The sequence below is a fragment of the Nocardia sp. NPDC055050 genome (assembly GCF_053608345.1).
Genome location: NZ_JBSGVG010000014.1, coordinates 112015 through 131031 on the forward strand (window position 1 = coordinate 112015; position 19017 = coordinate 131031).

Annotated in this window: 19 protein-coding genes; 12 read left to right on the forward strand and 7 right to left on the reverse strand. The window is 69.1% G+C overall.

All coding sequences use genetic code 11. From position 1 onward, the window contains the following. Genes ACWGCN_RS17290 through ACWGCN_RS17320 form a run of 7 tightly spaced genes read left to right on the forward strand, consistent with a single transcriptional unit; the run spans position 1 to position 6539 of the window. Positions 1–816, forward strand: coding sequence for an ABC transporter permease (locus ACWGCN_RS17290; protein ID WP_452458206.1), 816 nt, complete (start codon positions 1–3; stop codon positions 814–816). Then, positions 813–1577 carry an ABC transporter ATP-binding protein gene (locus ACWGCN_RS17295; protein WP_378989954.1) on the forward strand — a complete coding sequence of 255 codons (765 nt, stop codon included), beginning with the start codon at positions 813–815 and terminating at the stop codon, positions 1575–1577. The genes ACWGCN_RS17290 and ACWGCN_RS17295 overlap by 4 nt, the downstream gene beginning before the upstream one ends. Then, positions 1574–2599 carry an ABC transporter substrate-binding protein gene (locus tag ACWGCN_RS17300; protein WP_452458207.1) on the forward strand — a complete coding sequence of 342 codons (1026 nt, stop codon included), beginning with the start codon at positions 1574–1576 and terminating at the stop codon, positions 2597–2599. Before ACWGCN_RS17295 ends, ACWGCN_RS17300 begins: the two co-directional genes overlap by 4 nt. Then, positions 2596–3696, forward strand: a complete 1101-nt coding sequence (locus tag ACWGCN_RS17305; RefSeq protein ID WP_452458208.1) for an LLM class flavin-dependent oxidoreductase — start codon at positions 2596–2598, stop codon at positions 3694–3696. Before ACWGCN_RS17300 ends, ACWGCN_RS17305 begins: the two co-directional genes overlap by 4 nt. Then, positions 3693–4862, forward strand: a complete 1170-nt coding sequence (locus ACWGCN_RS17310) for an LLM class flavin-dependent oxidoreductase (protein ID WP_452458209.1) — start codon at positions 3693–3695, stop codon at positions 4860–4862. The genes ACWGCN_RS17305 and ACWGCN_RS17310 overlap by 4 nt, the downstream gene beginning before the upstream one ends. 13 nt (positions 4863–4875) lie before the next feature. Then, positions 4876–5595, forward strand: a complete 720-nt coding sequence (locus tag ACWGCN_RS17315) for a class II aldolase/adducin family protein (protein ID WP_452458210.1) — start codon at positions 4876–4878, stop codon at positions 5593–5595. Further along, a complete protein-coding gene (locus tag ACWGCN_RS17320; protein ID WP_449961200.1) occupies positions 5592–6539 on the forward strand; it encodes an ABC transporter substrate-binding protein in 948 nt (315 codons plus the stop codon). Before ACWGCN_RS17315 ends, ACWGCN_RS17320 begins: the two co-directional genes overlap by 4 nt. 45 nt (positions 6540–6584) lie before the next feature. Here ACWGCN_RS17320 and ACWGCN_RS17325 read toward each other — a convergent pair whose 3' ends face one another. Next, complete coding sequence (locus tag ACWGCN_RS17325; protein ID WP_378989961.1) at positions 6585–7133, reverse strand: hypothetical protein; 549 nt, start codon at positions 7131–7133, stop codon at positions 6585–6587. 108 nt (positions 7134–7241) lie between these two features. On the opposite strand from ACWGCN_RS17325, the gene ACWGCN_RS17330 reads away from it, so the two are divergent. Then, positions 7242–8390 carry a sensor histidine kinase gene (locus ACWGCN_RS17330; protein WP_452458211.1) on the forward strand — a complete coding sequence of 383 codons (1149 nt, stop codon included), beginning with the start codon at positions 7242–7244 and terminating at the stop codon, positions 8388–8390. Continuing rightward, the gene (locus ACWGCN_RS17335; RefSeq protein ID WP_378989963.1) at positions 8387–9031 is read left to right on the forward strand and encodes a response regulator; all 645 of its coding nucleotides are present in this window, start codon (positions 8387–8389) and stop codon (positions 9029–9031) included. Before ACWGCN_RS17330 ends, ACWGCN_RS17335 begins: the two co-directional genes overlap by 4 nt. A gap of 72 nt (positions 9032–9103) precedes the next feature. Here ACWGCN_RS17335 and ACWGCN_RS17340 read toward each other — a convergent pair whose 3' ends face one another. After that, the gene (locus ACWGCN_RS17340; protein ID WP_378989965.1) at positions 9104–9250 is read right to left on the reverse strand and encodes a hypothetical protein; all 147 of its coding nucleotides are present in this window, start codon (positions 9248–9250) and stop codon (positions 9104–9106) included. A 280-nt stretch (positions 9251–9530) separates the two neighbouring features. Here ACWGCN_RS17340 and ACWGCN_RS17345 point away from each other — a divergent pair, with 280 nt between their 5' ends. From ACWGCN_RS17345 to ACWGCN_RS17355, 3 genes are read left to right on the forward strand one after another with little or no spacing between them, the layout of a single operon-like run. Continuing rightward, the gene (locus ACWGCN_RS17345; protein ID WP_211300305.1) at positions 9531–9821 is read left to right on the forward strand and encodes a hypothetical protein; all 291 of its coding nucleotides are present in this window, start codon (positions 9531–9533) and stop codon (positions 9819–9821) included. 26 nt (positions 9822–9847) lie between these two features. Next, the gene (locus ACWGCN_RS17350) at positions 9848–10432 is read left to right on the forward strand and encodes an NAD-dependent epimerase/dehydratase family protein (RefSeq protein WP_452458212.1); all 585 of its coding nucleotides are present in this window, start codon (positions 9848–9850) and stop codon (positions 10430–10432) included. Between the two features lie 32 nt (positions 10433–10464). Continuing rightward, positions 10465–11661, forward strand: a complete 1197-nt coding sequence (locus tag ACWGCN_RS17355) for a GNAT family N-acetyltransferase (RefSeq protein ID WP_452458213.1) — start codon at positions 10465–10467, stop codon at positions 11659–11661. A gap of 19 nt (positions 11662–11680) precedes the next feature. Here the strand turns inward: ACWGCN_RS17355 and ACWGCN_RS17360 are convergent, their stop codons facing one another. The 5 genes from ACWGCN_RS17360 to ACWGCN_RS17380 all read right to left on the reverse strand — a co-directional run bounded on the left by ACWGCN_RS17360 (position 11681) and on the right by ACWGCN_RS17380 (position 19011). After that, on the reverse strand, positions 11681–12931 hold the full coding sequence (locus tag ACWGCN_RS17360; RefSeq protein WP_452458214.1) for a serine hydrolase domain-containing protein: 1251 nt from the start codon (positions 12929–12931) through the stop codon (positions 11681–11683). A 245-nt stretch (positions 12932–13176) separates the two neighbouring features. Then, complete coding sequence (locus ACWGCN_RS17365) at positions 13177–15915, reverse strand: fumarate reductase/succinate dehydrogenase flavoprotein subunit (RefSeq protein WP_452458215.1); 2739 nt, start codon at positions 15913–15915, stop codon at positions 13177–13179. Next, positions 15912–16655 carry an ABC transporter ATP-binding protein gene (locus ACWGCN_RS17370; RefSeq protein ID WP_378989970.1) on the reverse strand — a complete coding sequence of 248 codons (744 nt, stop codon included), beginning with the start codon at positions 16653–16655 and terminating at the stop codon, positions 15912–15914. Before ACWGCN_RS17370 ends, ACWGCN_RS17365 begins: the two co-directional genes overlap by 4 nt. After that, entirely contained in the window at positions 16652–17584 is a 933-nt protein-coding gene (locus ACWGCN_RS17375) for an ABC transporter permease (RefSeq protein WP_452458216.1), read from the reverse strand. The genes ACWGCN_RS17370 and ACWGCN_RS17375 overlap by 4 nt, the downstream gene beginning before the upstream one ends. Next, positions 17581–19011, reverse strand: a complete 1431-nt coding sequence (locus tag ACWGCN_RS17380; RefSeq protein ID WP_387447374.1) for an ABC transporter substrate-binding protein — start codon at positions 19009–19011, stop codon at positions 17581–17583. Before ACWGCN_RS17380 ends, ACWGCN_RS17375 begins: the two co-directional genes overlap by 4 nt. Between the last annotated feature and the right edge of the window lie 6 nt (positions 19012–19017).

Sequence of the window (19017 nt, forward strand, 5' to 3'; positions counted from 1 at the left end):
ATGAGCACCCTCGCCTTGGCCCCGCCCCGGGCGCGCGTCGCCCGGCAGCGGCCGCGATGGTTGTCACTCGGCCTGCGCGCTCTTCTACCCGCCGCGATCGTGCTGGTCTGGTGGGTGGGTTCGGCGAGCGGCGCGATCTCGCCGCGGGTGATCGCGGGCCCCGGCGCGGTCTGGTCGGCGTTCGTCGAACTGTTCGACAGCGGCCAGCTGGTGGATTTCGCGCTCGCCTCGTTCGGGCGCGCGGCCGCCGGGGTCGCGATCGGCGTGGGGGTCGGGTTGGTGCTCGGCCTGCTGTCGGGGTTGTCGAGCCTCGGGGAGGAACTGGTCGACTCGACCATGCAGATCGTGCGGGCGGTGCCGTTTCTGGCGCTGGTTCCGCTGTTCATCGCCTGGTTCGGGATCGACGAGCTGTACAAGATCCTGCTCATCGCGGTGGCGACGACGGCGCCGATGTATGCCTACACCTATCTCGGTGTGCGCAATGTCGACCGCAAGATGGTCGAGGCGGCACGCAGTTTCGGGCTCACCGGCGCCCGGCTGGTGGTCGAGGTGATCGTGCCCGCCGCGCTGCCCGGGATCCTGATGGCGCTGCGGGTGTGCCTGTCGATCAGCATCACCGCGCTCATCGCCGCCGAGCAGGTCGGCACCCAGCAGGGCGTCGGCTACCTGGTGACCCTCGCTCAGGAATACAACCGCACCGACTACATGGTGCTGTGCGTCGTGCTCTACGCGCTGCTCGGTCTGGTGTTCGACGCACTCGTGCGGCTCGCGGAGCGCTACGCGATGCCCTGGCGGAAGCAGGTGGCGATCCGATGACGACGACAACAGCAGCGCCGGTCCCCGTCGAGACCGAAGCTCCGGCCCCGGTAGCGGTATCGATCACCGGTCTGCGTAAGGCGTTCGGCGAGAAGACAGTTCTCGACGGAGTCGACCTGACCATCCGCCGCGGCGAGTTCGTGGTGCTGCTCGGCCCGAGCGGCACCGGCAAGACCACTCTGCTGCGTCTGCTCACCGGGCTCGAAACCCCCGATGCCGGTGAGGTATTGGTGCCTGCCCGACGCACGACGGTCTATCAGGAACCCCGGCTGATCCCGTCGAAGCGGGTACTGGCCAACGTCATCGTCGGCCTGCGGCGCGGCAAGCCGCAACGCGAAGCCGGTCTGCGCGCACTGAACGAAGTCCACCTCGACGGCAAAGCCGGTCAGTGGCCCGCCACCCTGTCCGGTGGTGAAGCCCAGCGCGCCGCACTCGCCAGGGCGCTGGTGCGCGAACCGGAGCTGCTGCTGCTCGACGAACCGTTCGCGGCACTGGACGCCCTCACCCGGCTCCAGATGCAGGACCTGGTCGGCGATCTCGTCGCCCGGCACCGGCCCGCCGTCCTCATGGTCACCCACGACGTCGACGAGGCGATCCGCCTCGCCGATCGGGTGATCATCCTCGACCACGGCCGTTTCGCCGTCGACGAGGTCATCGATCTACCCCACCCGCGTGATCACGCGGCACCCGAAACCCTCGGGTACCGCACGCAATTCCTCGCCCAGCTCGGCGTCGGACCACACACCAGGAGCCTGCCATGACCGAAACCCTGTGGTACACCCGCTGCCCCGTGCCGACCGCGAGCGGTCTCGCGCACAGCCTCGGCTGGCTCGGCGAGACCGCCGCCAGCGCAGGCCTCGAGTTCGGCGTTCTCCAGGACGTGGGCCCCGAGCTCGCCGGCCACCACTTCTCCCACGACCTGTCGGGCCTGATCCGGGAGGGCGGCAATGTGCCCGCCCTGGCCGCTCGCGCGCAGGGTTCGCCCACCCGCCTGATCGGGCTCACCTGGATCGACGAGTCCCAGGCGATCCTGGTCGGCCCCGAATCGCCGGTCGCCGACGCGGCGGGCCTGGCCGGTCTGCGCGTCGGTGTGCCCGCGTGGGCGCAGGATCAGGCGCGCAGCTTCCCGCGCGCGATGGCACTGCACGGCTTCGCCAACGCGCTGCGCCCGGCCGGGCTGACCCTGGCCGATGTCCGGGTCGTCGAGCTCGATGTCGAGCGGGACCCGCAGGTGCGCACCGCGATCCAGAGCGCACGGCGCTCGACGACGTGGGGTGTGGAGGAACTCCTCGACGGCAAGGTCGACGCCATCTACGTCAAGGGCGCCCGCGCCCAGGAAGTAGCCAAGGAGAACGGGCTGCGCGTCGCGGTCGATCTCGACGCCTCGGCCACCAAGCACCTGCGGGTCAACAACGGCACTCCGCGCCCCATCACCGTGCACGCGGACCTGCTGGAATCCCGGCCCGAGGTCGTCGTCGGCTTCCTCGCGCAGAGCCTGCGCGCCGCCGACTGGGCCGCCGGTGATCTCGACGGGGTCCGCGCGGTGTTGCAGCGCGAAACGCTGTCCGGTCCCGACGGCGTCGCCGCGGCCTACGGTGACGAGTTCCATCGCGGCCTGCATCCCTCGCTCACCGCCGAACGCGTCGAACTACTCGGCGTGCAGAAGCAGTTCCTCTACACCCACGGCTTCCTGGCCGCCGATTTCGATCTCGAATCCTGGGTCGCCCCCGAGCCGTTGGCTCGCGCGCGGGAACTCGTCGCCGCCGAGCGGGTGCCCGCATGACCGAGTTCGTGTGGCGGCTGCCCAGCCGCGGCGACGGTCGGCGCGCCGACCCGGGTCTGCGCGGTCGCGGAGGCTTCGGCCTGCCGACTCCTCGTCTCGAGACCACCGACGTGCGTCCGGGTCGCTTCGGTCCGTTCGACGATCTCGCCCAGATCGTCGACGCCGCCGAACTGAACGGGTTCGACGGTGTGCTCGCGCCCTACGACCCGCTCGGCGAGGAGTCCTGGATCGTGGCGGCCGCCGCCCTGCGCGCCACCCGCTATACCCGGGTGACGGTCGAATTCCAGCCCGCTTTCGGCACACCGGTGTACGCGGCCAAGGTGTCGGCGACCCTGCAGCGGCACTCGGCGGGCCGATTGAACTGGCGGTTGGCTGTCGACACCGACGCCGCCGAGGCCCGTTCGCGCGGCGATCGTGTCACCGGCGACGAACGCTACGACCGCGCCGCGGAATTCCTCACCGTCGCGCGCGGTGTCTGGAACGAGAACGAGATCAGCGCAGCGGGATTCGCGGGCACCGGCTTCGACTACGCGGGCCGGTACTACGACGTCATCGACGGGGGATTCCGCGGCATCCTGTCCGGTCTGCCGTTCCCGACCGTCCACCTGAGCGGCACGTCACCCGCCGCGCTGGCCTTGTCGGCCGCGCACGGCGATGTCCATCTCTTCGCCGATCGGGCCGACGGAATCGCCTCCGCCGTCACCGAACTGGAGGAGCGGGCCGCCGCGGCGCGACGCCGGGTACGGGTCGGTCTGGAGCTGCCGATCATCGCCAGGGAGACCGAGGACGAAGCCTGGGCCAGGGTCTACCGCCAGTGGGACGAGCTCGACCGCCCCGATACCGCCGCCGACCACGCGCTGGGTGATGGACGCTGGGCGGGCTTCGACGCCTTCGGCTACGACCGGAGCATCGGCCTGGTCGGCAGTTACGAGCAGGTGGCACACCAACTCTCGGCCTACGAGAGCGCCGGAGTGCGGACCTTCGTGCTGTCCGGCCACCCGAACATCGAGGAAATCCACCGCGCGGGCGAACACCTGCTGTTCCTCGCCGACCCGGCTGGCCGCAGCCTCCCCACCGCGCAGGAGCTCACCGCATGACCATCGACGTCTACTGGCGCATCGGCATGGAAGGCGACCACGCCTCCCTGCGCACCCCGCGCCGCTACAACCGGGGCAACGCGGGCGGCTACGGGCCCGGAAACATAGCACCGGCCATCCGCGACGGCGCACTCGATCAGTACAGCTATCTCGACCATGTCGCCGCGGTCGCCAAGGCCTCGGAATCGGCGGGCTTCCTCGGCGGGCTGCTGCCCTCGTTCCCGGTGACCGACGACCCGTGGGCCGTGGCCGCCGCACTCGCCGCCGAGACCACCACCTACCGCTTCATGGTGGCGTTCCAGCCCGGCTTCCTCCATCCCGTGCAGGCGGCCAGGATGTCGGCGAGTCTGCAACGCGCCACCGGCGGGCGACTCGTCTACAACATCATCAGCGGTGGCGGCGGACCGGCCCAATTGTGGTGGGGCGACAGGGTTTCCCATGACGACCGCTACGCGCGAACGAGCGAATTCCTCGACGTGCTGCGCGGGGTCTGGGACGGCGAATCCTTCGACCACGACGGCCGTTTCTTCGGCACCGAGGGCGCCGCACTGCCACCGGGTCTGGCCGGACAGCCTTTCCCCGAGGTGTACTTCTCCGGCTCCTCGGGTGCCGCCGTCGCCGCGGCGGGGCGCCACGCCGACTACTACCTGTCCTGGCTCGAGCCCTACGCCGACCTGCGCGCCAAGTTCGACGGTGTCCGCCGCAACGCCGAAACCACCGGCCGCACGCCCAAGTTCGCGGTCCGCATCGACATCGTCGCCCGCCACACCGAGGAAGCGGCCTGGGCCGAGATCGAGAAGGGCTGGGCCTTCGTCGACCGCGACGCCGCCAACCGCGCCGCTCAGGGCGACTCCGTCGGGGCGGCCCGGATCAAGGGCTGGGTGCCCGAAACCATCACCGGATACCGCGATCTGGAAGTCCAGCCCAACGTCTGGTGCGGATTCAGCCTGATCCGCGGCGGCCCGGCCTTCGGCCTGGTCGGCAGCTACGAGCAGGTCGCCCAGCGGCTCGACGAACTGATCGACCTCGGCGTCGACGCCTTCATCCTCGCGGGCAACCCGCACCTGGAAGAGGCCTACCGGGTCGGCGAGGAAGTACTGCCACTGCTGGGCCGTTCCCGGCTCACCACCCCGTCCACCGACACCGTCCTCGCGACGGCCCGATAACGCAGGAGCAACCTTGACCACCACCGAAACCCGTCTGCCGGAGGCCGTCACCGCCTTCGTCGATGCGGTCACCCGCGACGCCGACACCGCGTTCCGGGTATTCCGGGAGACCGGCACCGTCACCGGCAACGGCACCGTCAACTTCGTCGAGCGCGTACCCGGCGAGGAGATCGCCGTCGCTCTCAACGAGCCGGGCCCGTGGGCCGACGACCGGACCGTCGCGCCCGTCGTCGCCACCTTCGACGGAGAAGTGCTGTCCGGCAAGGGATCCGCCGGATTCGTCACCGGTTACGCGAAGGTGTTCCGCGCGCACCCCGAGATCACCTCCGTCGTCCACATCCACACCCCATGGCTCGGCGGCTGGGCGCAGACCCACCGCACCCTGCCGATTCGCTACGCCGCCTCGCAGCGACTCACCTTGTCGCGGGAGATCCCGTCGCACATCGACCGCACGGTCGGTGCGGGCGATTTCATTCTCGGCCGCCTCGAGGTCGACCCGCACCTGGTCGCGATCTTCGAGGCCAACGGTGGCGCGAACGTGATCGGTCGCGCCGGTCTGCTGGAACTGGCGAAGTTCGTCGTGCTGCTCGAGGAGGGCGCGCAGTATCAGGCGATCGCCGAAACCCTCGGCGGCTCGGTCGAATTCGATCCGTCGAATCTCGCGGTGCAGTGGCAGCGCAGCGGTCTGGCCGACGAGGCCCGCCGTCTCGGCCTGATCGGAGACGCGCGATGAGTGGTATCAGGGTCGGCTACTTCCCGCACAACAATTCGCTGTTCGTCCTGCGTCATCGCGGGATCCTGGAACGGTCGCTGCCCGAGGTCGAATGGGTCGATCTGCGTGCGCTGCCGCAGCCCGCGCGTGTCGATCCCACCACCGCGCTGCCGAGCGAACACTCGGACTGGTTGTTCACCGAGGGCGGTTACGACATCATCGGCACCGGGTTCACCCCGCCGATCACCGCGCTCGCCAACCAGCGCGACATCGTCTATCTCGGTATCTCGGGCCCGCGTGTGGAGAACGGCAGGCTGGTCGCGACCGCGGCGAGCGGCATCACCTCCGCCGCGGATCTGAAAGGCAAGCGGGTCGGGATCGCGCACGGCTCGTGGCAGACCACCCTGTTGCTGTTCGCCCTCGACCAGGCCGGTCTCAGCTGGGCCGACGTCGAACCGGTCGATGTCGACGTGCGCGGGGGCGGCGCCGCGCTGCTGGCCGGTGACCTCGACGCCTGGGTCGGTACCTACCCCGGTCTTCAGGACGTGGAGGCGGCCACCGAGCTCACCACGCTGGTCGACACCGCCTCGGTCTTCAGCCACCCGTCGCTGTGGTTCACCCGTCGCGACCTGGCCGAAAGCAACCGCGCCGCAGTGGAAGCGGTGCTGGCCGCACTCCAGGAGTCCGACGCCTGGATCGCCGCGAACCCCCGCGAGGCGGCCCAGTACTTCGTCGACGACGCACAGGCACGCGGCATCCCCGCCGACCTGGATGCCTGGGAAGCAGCCCTGCGCGGCCGTCCGTTCGGCGTGCATCCGGTGAGCGAGGATTTCCTCGACGAACAGCAACGCGCCGCCGACCTCCTCGCGGCCAACGGGCTGCTCCCGCGCACGGTCGAGGTGCGGTCGGCCGTGCTGCCGTGGATCGGTGAGGTGATCAGCGACCGGTCCGCTGCCACCGTCTGAGCCCGGAACGCTCGGGTGATCGAACCGATCACCCGAGCATCGCGTTCAGTCGCGCCGCGACCCCGTGACCCACACCGGCCCGGTGAGCAGCCAGATCACGGTGATCACACCGAGGCTGCCGAACACCCCCATCAACTGCTCGCGCTGGGCGGCATCGGCGACGGTGTAGCTCAACGCCAGGGTGAGCGCGCCGGCGATAGCCGCCGCACCGAGCCAGCGGGAGAAATCGGCCCATTCCTTGCGGGTGCGTTCCGGCCCGTACTTCGGGATCTTCACCGGGACCGGTCCACCGGCGAAGCGGTGGGCGAATCGCTCGTCGGCCCACCGGATCATCCGGCCACCGAACATCACCGTGCAGCCCAGATAGATCCCGGCGACACGATGGGCGAAGGTCACCTCGCCACCACGGTGGAGGTCGATCGCCACCGCGACCACCAGCACCACATCCAGGACCGGCACCAGAGCCAGCGCCACGGTGCTCGCACGCGGCACCCGGATCACATAGCGCAGCAGCAATCCGCCGACCACCAGCACCCAGAAACCGACTTCGCACGCGGCGATCGTCAGCAGTACGGGGTTGCTCAGTTCGTTCATTCCCCCACTGTGCCGGGCACGTCGGTCCGCCGTCGTCCCGCTTGTGGTCCGCCGCCGGTCCGTCTTTCGGGGGACCCGGCCCGTGCGGACGATGTGCTGAAATGGGGCATGCCCACGTCCCGCACGTTCCTGAGCCGGCTCGCGGACGTTTTCGACAGCTCGACCGCGGCCGCCGTCGGGGTGTTCCTGGTGGGCTTGCTGTTGTGGGCGGCGGGTGGCTGGGCGGTCGTGGTCGACCACGACCTGTATCCACCACCGGCGAAAATGGCGCTGCTGTGCGCGGCGTTCGCGATCCAGCTGACCGCGCAGCGCAGGCCCGCGCTCGCCTTCGGCCTGATGGTCGCGCTGCTGGCCGGCGACTTCGTGTTGGGTCCGTCGCTGCCGCTGTGGATCGCGCTGACCGACGTGATCTTCCTGGCGGTCAGCACCGGATCGGATCGGCTGGGCGCGGTGGTCGGCTGGTTCTCGGTGACGGTGACCCTGGGCGGGTCGCTGCTCGCGCTCACCGTGTTCGGCGTCAGAGCGGCCTTCTACACCGGCTTGATCGGCGTCGCGCTCACGTGGTCGCCGCTCGGTTACGCCCGCGCGGTGCGGGCCTCGCGCCGCACGGTCGACGCCGAACGGGCCGCGGCCCGCGCCGAACTCGCCGCCCGCGACGCCGAACGGTCCGCGGCGATCGGCGAGGAGCGCCGGCGCTTGGCCCGTGACCTGCACGACGCGGTGGCAGGCCACGTTTCCGCCGTCGCGATCCTCGCCGAAGTCGCCCTCAAGGACCCCGCCAACACCGCGGTGCTGGCGACGATCCGCTCGAGTAGTCTGGCCGCGGTCGAGGAGATGCGCACGACCATCGAACTGCTCACCGCGCCCGACGACACCGCCGTGACCACGCGACTGGCCTCCCTCGACGGCTTGATCGACGCGGCCGAGGCGGCCGGCGGCTCGGTGACATTGCGCCGGCCCGCCGACCTCGAACTGTCCACCGCGGTCGAGGCCGTCCTCACCCGGATCCTGAGCGAGACTCTCGCCAACGCGACCAAACACGCCCCCGGCGCACCCCTGGATATCGAATTGCACCGCGATGCGACACGATTGGTGGTGACCGCGATGAATCCGATCCCACCCGGCATTCCGGTAGGGCAGGGAAACGGACTGCGCAACATGATGTTTCGCGCGGAATCAGTCGAGGGCACCATCACCGCGGGCGCACAGGACGGCACCTGGCGGGTGTGCGCGCGAATTCCCCTGGGAGACAAGTGACAGTCACAGTGCTGGTGGCCGACGACCACGCCACCATCCGCGCGGGTCTGCGGATGCTGCTCGAAGTGTCCGGTGAGGTGCGGGTGATCGGTGAAGCGGCCGACGGCGCCGCCGCGGTCCGCCAAGCCAAGGCCCTGAGCCCCGATGTGGTGCTGATGGACGTGCGGATGCCGCGCGTCGACGGGCTGGAGGCGACCGCCGCCGTCGTCGCGCAGACCAGCGCGAAAGTGCTGGTCCTCACCACCTTCGCCCTCGATGAATACGTCCTCGGCGCGCTCTCGGCCGGTGCGAGCGGATTCCTGCTCAAGTCCGTCGGTGGCGACGACCTGGTCAGTGCCGTCCTGGCGGTGGCCGAAGGAGACGCGGTCCTCGACCCGAAGGTGACGCGCGCGGTGATCGCGGCGCTGCCTCGCGCGGCCGATGTCGCGCCACCGCCCGATCTGTCCGCGCTCACCGACCGTGAACGACAGGTACTCGCCGGTCTGGGCGCCGGTCTGTCCAATATCCAGATCGGTACCCGCCTGCGCATCGGCGAGGCCACGGTGAAAACGCACGTTTCCCGGGTGCTGAGCAAGCTCGGTGTGCAGTCGCGCGTGCAGGCGGCGGTGATCGCATCGCAGTCCGGTCTCGATCTGCCCTGATCGCGATCGGGTCTCAAACCGACGATGTCCCGGTACCGCGTCGGGTACCGGGACATCGGGTCGGAACAGGGCTTAGCGTGCAGGTTGCGGGTCGGACTGTTCCGGACGGATCCGGCGTGATTCAAACCAATAGGTCAGGGAAACGGTGGCGTAAGAAGCCAGGACCACTGCTGCGGTTACCAGAAGAAACGCGACGAACAAGGGAATCAGGAAAGCCATGGTGCCCTCCTCGCGGTACGGTAGTCGTGCGATGAAGGTGGTGGTCAGCGCCTCGTCGCGCCGAATCTGAACGAGCCCCGCACATTCGATAGTAGGGGCACGGCGCGACGCGGGCACGGATCCGCGGCTGTGACTGCGGTCATGGTTTACGCGGAGTGTCGCCCACGTCACCGAACCGCCCATGAGGTTGAATGTTCAACATATCTGGGTTCTACCGCGTCACGAGTTCTCGACATCGGCTTCACCACGAACAACCGACGAAGGAGCACCGATCGTGAGCATGATCCTGGCCGCAGTGCATGACACCTATAACGTCGTTGTCGCCCAGGTGGGCAATCCCACGCCGGAAGCGCCGCCGATGGCCGACAAGGTGATGCAGTTGGGCCGGTATTTCACCTGGATGATCCTGTTGTCCGGCGTCACCGCCATCACCTACGGCGGCGGCCGCTTCGCCTGGGAGAAGTGGAACGGCGGCGGCCTGCAATCGCCGAAGATGATCGCCAGCGCCATGGCGGGCGGCGCGGTCGCCACCAGCGCGGGCACGATCATGAACGCGGTCATCGGGGCCTGATCATCGGCCCCGCTACTGTCGGGGTTGTGCGTATCTTTCTCGCGGGCGCCACGGGCGTCATCGGATCACGGTTGCTGCCACTGCTGGTCGGCGCCGGTCACGAGGTGGCCGGCCTGACCCGTTCCCCGAGTAAAGCGGCGGCGGTCCGCGCCACCGGAGCCACCGCGGTGGTCCACGACGTCTACGACGCCGACGGCCTCACCACCGCGGTGCTCGACTTCACCCCTGACCTGGTCATGCACCAGCTCACCGACCTCCCCGACGAGGTGGCGCGCCTGGCCGGCTCCGGCGAGGCGAACTCCCGCATCCGTACCGAGGGCACCGCGAATCTGCTCGCGGCCGCCGCGGCGGCCGGAGCGAAACGCTTTCTCGCCCAGAGCATCGCCTGGACGCCGCCGGCGGGCCGTGGTGACGCCATCGCGACCCACGAATCCGCCGTCCTCGCCGCGGGCGGCGTCGTTCTGCGTTACGGCCAGTTCTACGGTCCCGGAACGTACTACGAGTCCACCCCACCGGCGCACCCGCGCATCCACGTCGACACCGCCGCCGCGCGCACGCTCGAGCTGCTCGAAGCGCCGACCGGCATCGTGGTCGTGGTCGATCCGGAGTAGAGGCGCCGCCCCGAATAGGGAACAGTGAGGGGATGGCTGTTGACGTAGACACCCTGCACGACGACGACGATCTACACGCCGCGGGCGCGCTGTTCCGGGCGGCGATGGTGGGATTGCCGCCGCTGCCACCAGATCGTGACCATCTGTCCGAACCGGGCCGCACGCTGGGCGCTCGCATCGATGGTCGGCTGGTCGGCACCGCGGAGTCCTACACCAGCTGGCTGGTTGTTCCCGGTGGCGCGCGCGTCTCACACGCCGCGGTCACCCATGTCGGCGTGCTGCCCACGCACACCCGGCGCGGAGTGCTCACCGCCCTGCTGCGCCGACAGCTCGACGACATCGCCGAGCGGGGCGAAGTGGTGGCGACCCTGCGCGCGTCCGAGGGCTCGATCTACGAGCGTTTCGGGTACGGCGTGGCGAGTTCGTTCGCGCGCCTGGACCTGCACCGAGGTCGAGCCCGCCTGCGTGACACGGTCCCGCCGTCCGGACCGGTGCGGTTCGTCGAACCGGCCGACGCGTGGAAGCTGTTCCCGCAGATCTACGCGACCGCCGCGATCGCCTGGACCGGCGCGATCGATCGGCCCGGCTACTGGTGGAAGGGCAAGGAACGTGCCGCGGCCGAACCGCTGTACACCGTGACGCACGGGCCGGCCGGCGCCGAGGACGGGTTCGCGCGCTATCACCCGGTCGACACCGCGAACTGGTTCACCAGCCGCGAACGCACGATCGTCGTCGACGATCTCGTCGCGACCACCCCGCAGGCCTACCTCGGTGTGATCCGGCACCTGCTCTCGATCGATCTCGTCGACAAGGTGAGTTTCGCGTTCGCGCCGGTGGACGCGCCGCTGCGGCATCTGTTCACCGATGAACGCGCGGTCGGCGTCGCGGGGGTGCACGACGAAACCTGGCTGCGCCTGGTCGATGTCCCCACCGCACTCGCCCGCCGGACCTATCGCGACGCGCCGCCGGTGATCGTCGAGGTCGAGGACGCGATCCGCACCGCCAACACCGGCCGGTACCGGATCGGCGCCGAGCAGGTGGCGAGAGTGGATGACCCCGCCGATGTCACCGTCGACGTCGCCGGCCTCGGCGCGATCTATCTCGGCGGGTCGACGTGGCGACAGCTCGCCCTCGCCGGTCGTGTCGTCGAGCACCGTGCGGGTGCTGTCGACGCCGCCGACGACCTTTTCGCCACTCCCACACTGCCTTTCAGCGGCACCTTCTTCTGATCGAGGGCGCGTGCCCGGATCAGGGTCGGAAGAGCCGAGCGGCGGGCGGCAGTGGACGCAGGGTGTCGGAGATCTGGGCGACCAGCTGCCACGGGCGATCGAGGTCGGTGATCGCTTTGCCATTGGTCAGAACAGCGCCCGACAGGCCACGATCGGGGTCGGCCCAGCCGTACTGGGTGGTGAGACCGCTGCGGCCGAAGTGCGACCCGGTGTCGCGGCCGAACTTGGACCGGCGGGCGCCGAGTTCGAATCCGGCGCGGCTGACGCGACCGGCCACTCCGAGCATGCGATCGGCGGGGGCGATCGCGTCGCGCAGGGTGCCGGTCCCGATGATCCTCGTTCCGTCCAATTCGCCACCGCGCGCGAGGATTTCGTAGAAGCGGGAGAGTTCGTAGGCGGTGGTGACCAGGTTGCCGGAGGGGAGTTCGGCGGCCAGGAATGCGTCGTTGGTGGCCTTCGAGGCCTTGTCCAGATGCCCACCCAGGGCCTTGTTCGCCAGGAATCGGGCGAGGCGGGGTTGGGGCGGGCCGGTCTTGACGCTCGGTACGACCTTGCCGACATCGGCGGGATCGACACCGAAGTTGTTCCAGCGGAAGCCGAGTGGGGTCAGCACCTGCTCGGCGAGGTGCTCGCGCATCCGCTTGCCGGTGGCGCGCTGGACGAGCAGGCGCTGGATCAATCCGCTGGTCAGTGCGTGGTAGACGCGAAAACGTCCGGGTGCCCAGCTCGGCACCAGGTCGGTGAGAGCAGCGAGGGCCAGATCCTCGTCGAGCACCGCCGCGGTTCCGCTGTGTGGTGCGGTGATGAACGGAATACCCGCCGAATGCGACAGCACATCGCCGACGGTGATCACGCCCTTGCGGTGGGCCGCGAACTCGGGAACATAGTCGGCCACCCGGTCTTGCAGACCGAACGCGCCCTGTTCGATGAGCATGAACATCAGCGTGGCGGCGACGCCCTTCGCGGTCGAGAATCCGCAGAACAGGGTCTGCGGCGTTGCCAGGATCTTCTCGGCATCCGGTCCGTCGCTCGGTGCGTTGCCCCAACCGTGACCGATCGTCCGGTTCAGCACGATCCCGCCGTTGCGGCGCAGACACACCTGGATGGCGGGCGTCGTGCCCATCGCGTACCACCTGCGCACCGACGCCCAGATCGCCTCGACGTCGGCCCGCGAGGACCCGACGTCGGCCGGATCGTCCTCGTGGCCGATCGTCGTCACCGCGTCCAGGTTGTCGGTGACCCTCACCAGGGTGGCAGGAAGTGCGCTCATCGGGCCAGCCTACCGACGGTGACCTGTGATAATCCTGAGCGCGCTGTCGGGTGAACGGTGGCACAGCGACGTCGCAGGGTCCGCGAAACCCGGCGTGCGACGACCGGGATCATCGGTCTCGGCCGCCCGGTCACCGAGGTACTCCTCGGCGGTCGACCGCTGCGCGCCGGACCTGCCGCCACCCGCCCGCAGCAGCGACGATCGTGGCGCATTCGCGCTGCGGCACCGACCCGGCGAGTTGCTGATCATGCCCTGGCCTCGGTCAGTTCCGCGTCGGCGCGAACAGCGTCGACCGGGGTGCGACCCGCGGCGGTCACCGCGCGGCGGGCGTAGGCGCGGACGTCGGCGTCGGGATCGGTGATCGCCGACTCGAGCGCGTCGAGGGCGGTGGCACTCCCCGGCCAGGTGGACAGGGCCAGTACCGCCGCCTTGCGCACATCGAGGTGACGGTCGGTGAGCGCCTCGCTCAACGGCACCACGCCGGTCTCCGGGGTCGAACCCGCCAACCCGCGCGCCGCACCGACACGCACCTGCCAGGCGGAATGTCGCAGTGCCGCAGTGAGTTCGGCGGCATCTACCTCCGTGGTACCCAGTGCGGCGTAGGCGGTGAGGGCGGCAGCGCGGACCAGTGGATCGGGATCGCCTGCCAGCACGCGGATCACCTCTACGCCGCCGCTCCCGATCGAGGCGAGTCCGTGTGCGACCGCGATGCGGACCTCACGGTTGACATCGCCCGCGATCGTGGACACCGCATCGGCGTCGTCGAGCGAGACCAGTGCTCGCACCGCCTCGATCCTGACGCGATGATCGGTATCGCCCAGTGCGGCACGGTATTCCGAGGCAGACCCGGCCCGCAACGCCCGCAGCAGATCGACGACGGTCGCGCGGACGAGGGGATCGGGGGAGCCGAGATACTCACTCAGCGCACCGGCTCCCGCCAGCACCTCTACCAGTTCCCGCAGACTCTCGGTGGCCACCCGGCGCACCGAAGCGGCCTCGTCGCCCAGCGCCCGGATCAGCTCATCGCCGAATCCGTCCGGGGTGTTCTCGGTGAGCACCGACAGCGCGGCCACCCGCACCACCGGATCGGGATCGGTGAGGTAGCTCGAAAGATCCTCGACCACAGGGGAATCCAGCGCGAGCAAAGTTACCAGTCGAGGCGAGGACGCCGACACCGGCGCCGCCTCGCTCCGCACCGGGGCTTCGCGTTGCGGCGCTCGCGTTCCCACCAGCTCGGGCTGGGCGATCACCTCGACGATCGGCTCGGCCGACGGCACATCATCGAGACCGGGCACCGGCACCAGATACGGCGCCACCGATCGCTTGACGAATTCCATCTCGCCGTCGACGGTCTTGCGCAGGTTCAAATGGAAGTTCCACGACTCGTCGTCGCGATCGGGCAGATCCGCGCGGTCGTGATAGAGGCCCCAGCGCGACTCTGTCCGCGTGAGGGAACTGCGCGAGGCCATCTCGGCGCAATCGCGAATGAACTGCACTTCGACGGCACGCATGAGTTCGTGGGGTGTCTGCGCGCCGATCCCGTCGACTTCGGCGCGCATCCGCTCGAAGGTCTCGACGGCGATCGACAGCTTGGCGGCCGTTTTCGGCGGCGCCACATAGTCGTTCACGAACCGGCGCAACTTGTACTCGACCTGCGGCTGGGGCGGGCCTTCGGGCTGACGCAACGGCCGGTAGATCAGTTCGTGCGCTTCGGCGAGCTGATCCTCGGGTAGCTCGGCAGGGGTATCGAGTTCGGCCAGGGTGGAGGCCGCGTGCGCGCCGGCCAGATCGCCGTAGACGAACGCACCGATCATGTAGTTGTGTGGCACGCAGGCCAGATCGCCCGCCGCGTACAGGCCCGGCACGGTGGTTCGCGCGTTCTCGTCCACCCATACACCCGACGCGGAATGTCCACCGCACAAACCGATCTCGGAGATGTGCATCTCGATATCGTGGGTGCGGTAGTCGTGGCCCCGGTTGGCGTGGAAAGTCCCGCGAGTCGGCCGCTCGGTGGTGTGCAGAATCGATTCGAGCGTCGACAGCGTCTCGTCGGGCAGGTGCGAGACCTTGAGATAGATGGGCCCGCGCGCGGATTCGATCTCCTGCTTCACCTCGGCCATCATCTGCCCCGACCAGTAGTCGGAGTCGACGAAGCGTTCCCCCTCGGCGTTGACCTGGTACCCGCCGAACGGGTTGGCCACATACGCGCAGGCGGGACCGTTGTAGTCCTTGATCAGCGGGTTGATCTGGAAGCACTCGATACCCGAGAGCTCAGCGCCGGCGTGGTAGGCCATCGAGTAGCCGTCACCGGCGTTGGTGGGGTTCTCGTAGGTGCCGTAGAGGTAGCCCGACGCGGGCAGGCCGAGCCGACCGCAGGGGCCCGTCGCCAGAATGACCGCTTTCGCGGCCACCTCGACGAATTCGCCGGTGCGGGTGTTCAACGCGGCCGCGCCCACCGCGCGCCCGCCGGCGGTGAGCACCCGCACCGGCATCAGCCGATTCTCGATGCGGATCTTCTCGCGCATCGTGCGTTGGCGCAGTACGCGATAGAGCGCCTTCTTGACGTCCTTGCCCTCGGGCATCGGCAGCACATACGACCCCGACCGATGCACTCGGCGCACCGCGTACTCGCCGTACTCGTCCTTCTCGAACTTCACCCCGTACCGCTCGAGGCGCTGCACCATCGCGAAACCCCGTGTCGCCGTTTGATACACGGTGCGCTGGTCGACGATGCCGTCGTTGGCGCGGGTGATCTCGGCGACGTAGTCCTCCGGCTCGGCCTTGCCGGGGATGACGGCGTTGTTCACACCGTCCATGCCCATGGCCAGTGCGCCCGAATGGCGTACATGCGCCTTCTCGAGCAGCAGCACGTTCGCGCCGGACTCGGCGGCGGTGAGCGCGGCCATGGTGCCCGCGGTGCCGCCGCCGATGACGAGCACATCGCAGTCGAGGCGAACGCGGTCGGACAGTTCGGGAATGTTCACAGAGTCTCCAGGATTCGGGCCCGCAGGGCGCTCCGGTCCACCGGTTCGCGCGGGTCGGGTACCTCGACGACCGCGCGCAGCGAACCCGCGCCGAGTACGGCGATCCGGTCGCCGAGCAGCAGGGCTTCGTCGAGGTCGTGGGTGACGAAAACGATCGTGGTCGGGTGTGCGCGCCAGGTCTCGACCAGCAGACGCTGCATCTCCGCACGGGTCTGGCTGTCGAGCGCGCCGAACGGCTCGTCCATGAGCACCGCGCGCGGCGAGCCCGCCAGGCTGCGGGCGAGCTGAACCCGTTGGCGCATCCCGCCGGACAGATCGCGCGGCAGATAGTCGGCGTAGCCGCTGAGCCCGACCTCGTCGAGCCAGCGCAGCGACCGTGCCGCACGGTCGCTGCGGGACACGCCCCGAAGGCGCAGCGCCAGATCGATATTGGCGCGCGCGGTGCGCCACGGCAGCAGCGCGTCGTCCTGGAACACCAGCGCGCGATCGGCCGACGGACCGGTGACAGCGTCCGCATCGGCGCGGATGACCCCGGCAGCGGGCTTGCGCAGCCCGGCGATCGCGCGCAACAGGGTCGACTTGCCGCAGCCGGATTTGCCGACCAGGACGAGGATCTCCCCGGCCGCGACCGTCAGATCGAGGTCGTGCACCACGGTTTTGCGGCCGTAGCTGATCCGCACGGACTCGAGGTCCAATCGCATGCCGACCGAGACGGCGGGCGCGGCGGTGGTCGTGGTCATGAGGCAACCTCTCGCGGCAGCCAGCGGGTCACCCGGCGGCCTGCCAGTTCGACGATTCCGGAGGTGAGGAAACCGAGCACACCGATGGTGATCATCCCGACGAACACGGCCGGGTAGTCGACGATGGTGTAGGACTGCCAGGTGCGGTAGCCGATGCCGAGCCGCCCGGAGATCATCTCCGCCGAGATCAGGCAGATCCAGGCCACCCCCATTCCCACCGACAACCCGCTGAACACCCCGGGCAGGATGCCGGGCACGACGACCCTGGTCAGCACCTCGCGCCGCGACGCGCCGAGCGTGCGGATCGCGTCCTCCCAGATGGTCGGCAGCGCCCGCGTGGCATGCCTGGTGCTCACCAGCACGGGGAACAGCGACGCGGTGAACGTGATGAACACGATGCCGGACTCGTCGCTGGGGAACAGCAGGATCGCCACCGGCACCAGCGCGATCGCCGGAATCGGCCGGATCAGCTCGGCCAGCGATCCGAACACATCCGCGAGCAGTCGCGACCGGCCGAGCCCGATGCCGGCCAGCACACCGACGACCGCGGCCAGACCGAATCCGGTGACGATCCGGATCAGCGACTGCGCCACATCGAGGTAGTACTGCCCGGTCCCGAGGTGTTCGCCGAACTCGGCCACGATCTCGGTCACCGTCGGCAAGGTGTCGAACCGGAGGCCCGCGCGGACATCGCCCGCGGTGAGCAACTGCCACAGGCCGATCGCCGCCGCCACCGAGGCGACCCGGATCGTCCGCGACACCCAGACCGATCTGACGGGCGCGATGTCGTCGTGCAGGGCGGCGGCATCGGCGGGCTCGCCGCCCGCGACGCCAGGTCTGCTGCCCGCGGAATTCGCCGCACCGGCAGTGGCAGTGCGCAATTCGGTCGCGTCGGCAGTCCGTCCGACCTGCCCGGAGACCGTGCTCATCCGCGGACTTCCGTCACGGCCTGCGCATAGGAGACCGGTGCGGCGGCGGGATGGGTGGCGCGGTAGCGGTCGGCCGCTGCCTGCGTGGTGAACGGCAGGTACTGCGCGCTCTCGCGCAACCAGATGGCCTTGTCCGCGAACCAGCGAGTACCCAGTTCGGCATCGGGAACATAGACCGCGCGAATCGTCTTGCCCTGCGCCTTCGCTGCCTGCACCGCCCGCAACAAGCACACAGGGTTCGCGGCGGGTTGGGGCTTGTCCGCGCCGTCGACCCAGATCTCGCCGGCCAGTGCCGGATCACTCACCGGCGCAGCGCAGATCGGATCGGTGCCGGTCACCTTGCTCGGGTTGACCCCCGACGCGAGTTCGGTGTCGTAGGTCGTACGACCGGTCTCGGCGAAGGCTTTGCGCAACGGTCCGTCCTGCACGAAGGCGTCGATGTCGAGATCGGCGAAATCGCCGATCGACTTCAGGTAGTTCACGTCATCCTTGAACGCCGCGATCAGGTTCGCCTTGAGCGTGGTGTCGAAACTGGTACCGCCAGGGCCGTTGTAGAGGTACACGACCTCCTGTGGCAGGCCGGAACCCTTCGCGACGAGATCCGCTGCCTCGAACGGCTTCTCGTTCAGGAACGCGGTCGCATCCAACTGCGCGGCGAGGAAGGCCTGCAATACCTCCGGATGATCGGCCGCGTAGGCACGGCGAGCGACCACGCCGTGGAAAGTCGGCACGTTCAGCTCCGCACCGTCATAGAGCAGCTTGGCCTTGTTCTGTTGCACGAGCAGACCCGGCCACGCCACGAACTGCGAAAGCGCGCCCACCTGATGCGATTCCAGCGCGGTCGCCCCGACCTGTGGCTGCTGGTTGAGTACTTCCACACCCTTGGCCGGGTCGATCCCGGCCCGGCTCAGCGCCTGCACCAGGGTGCCGTGGCCCGCCGAACCCACACTGGCCGAGATCTTCTGCCCGGCCAGATCGGTCAGCGAACGAGCGGGTGAGTCGTTGGGCACCACCACCATGTTCAGCGCGCCCTTGGGGTTGTAGCCGGTGATCGACACCAGCTCGGTCCGTGCGCGTTCGTTGGCCTGCGTACGAGATCCGTTGATCAGCAACGGGTAGTCGCCCATCGAGCCGATATCGATCTTCTCCGCCACCATCTGGGCGGTGATCGGTGCTCCGGTGTCGTAGTCCTGCCACTCCACCTGGTATTTCGCGCCACCACCATCGGTGATCTTCTGTAGCCGCTGCTCCAGGTAACCCTGCGCTTTGAGCAGCGTGCCCGCGGTGACGGTGTTGATGGTCTTGGACTGGTAGCCGATGACGACCTTGACGGTGCCCGCCGGTGCGGCGTCGGAACTTTCGAGCGAGCAGCCGGCCGTGGTGAGCGCGAGAGCCAAAGCGACAGGGGCGAATCGAGTGATCTTCATGCGTGG

What these genes read in the sequence shown, in the direction of transcription:
- ACWGCN_RS17290 (WP_452458206.1), top strand. Translation starts at nt 1, where the DNA reads ATGAGCACCCTCGCCTTGGCCCCGCCCCGGGCGCGCGTCGCCCGGCAG.
- ACWGCN_RS17295 (WP_378989954.1), top strand. Translation starts at nt 813, where the DNA reads ATGACGACGACAACAGCAGCGCCGGTCCCCGTCGAGACCGAAGCTCCG.
- ACWGCN_RS17300 (WP_452458207.1), top strand. Translation starts at nt 1,574, where the DNA reads ATGACCGAAACCCTGTGGTACACCCGCTGCCCCGTGCCGACCGCGAGC.
- ACWGCN_RS17305 (WP_452458208.1), top strand. Translation starts at nt 2,596, where the DNA reads ATGACCGAGTTCGTGTGGCGGCTGCCCAGCCGCGGCGACGGTCGGCGC.
- ACWGCN_RS17310 (WP_452458209.1), top strand. Translation starts at nt 3,693, where the DNA reads ATGACCATCGACGTCTACTGGCGCATCGGCATGGAAGGCGACCACGCC.
- ACWGCN_RS17320 (WP_449961200.1), top strand. Translation starts at nt 5,592, where the DNA reads ATGAGTGGTATCAGGGTCGGCTACTTCCCGCACAACAATTCGCTGTTC.
- ACWGCN_RS17325 (WP_378989961.1), bottom strand. Translation starts at nt 7,133, where the DNA reads ATGAACGAACTGAGCAACCCCGTACTGCTGACGATCGCCGCGTGCGAA.
- ACWGCN_RS17330 (WP_452458211.1), top strand. Translation starts at nt 7,242, where the DNA reads ATGCCCACGTCCCGCACGTTCCTGAGCCGGCTCGCGGACGTTTTCGAC.
- ACWGCN_RS17340 (WP_378989965.1), bottom strand. Translation starts at nt 9,250, where the DNA reads ATGGCTTTCCTGATTCCCTTGTTCGTCGCGTTTCTTCTGGTAACCGCA.
- ACWGCN_RS17345 (WP_211300305.1), top strand. Translation starts at nt 9,531, where the DNA reads ATGATCCTGGCCGCAGTGCATGACACCTATAACGTCGTTGTCGCCCAG.
- ACWGCN_RS17355 (WP_452458213.1), top strand. Translation starts at nt 10,465, where the DNA reads ATGGCTGTTGACGTAGACACCCTGCACGACGACGACGATCTACACGCC.
- ACWGCN_RS17360 (WP_452458214.1), bottom strand. Translation starts at nt 12,931, where the DNA reads ATGAGCGCACTTCCTGCCACCCTGGTGAGGGTCACCGACAACCTGGAC.
- ACWGCN_RS17370 (WP_378989970.1), bottom strand. Translation starts at nt 16,655, where the DNA reads ATGACCACGACCACCGCCGCGCCCGCCGTCTCGGTCGGCATGCGATTG.
- ACWGCN_RS17375 (WP_452458216.1), bottom strand. Translation starts at nt 17,584, where the DNA reads ATGAGCACGGTCTCCGGGCAGGTCGGACGGACTGCCGACGCGACCGAA.
- ACWGCN_RS17380 (WP_387447374.1), bottom strand. Translation starts at nt 19,011, where the DNA reads ATGAAGATCACTCGATTCGCCCCTGTCGCTTTGGCTCTCGCGCTCACC.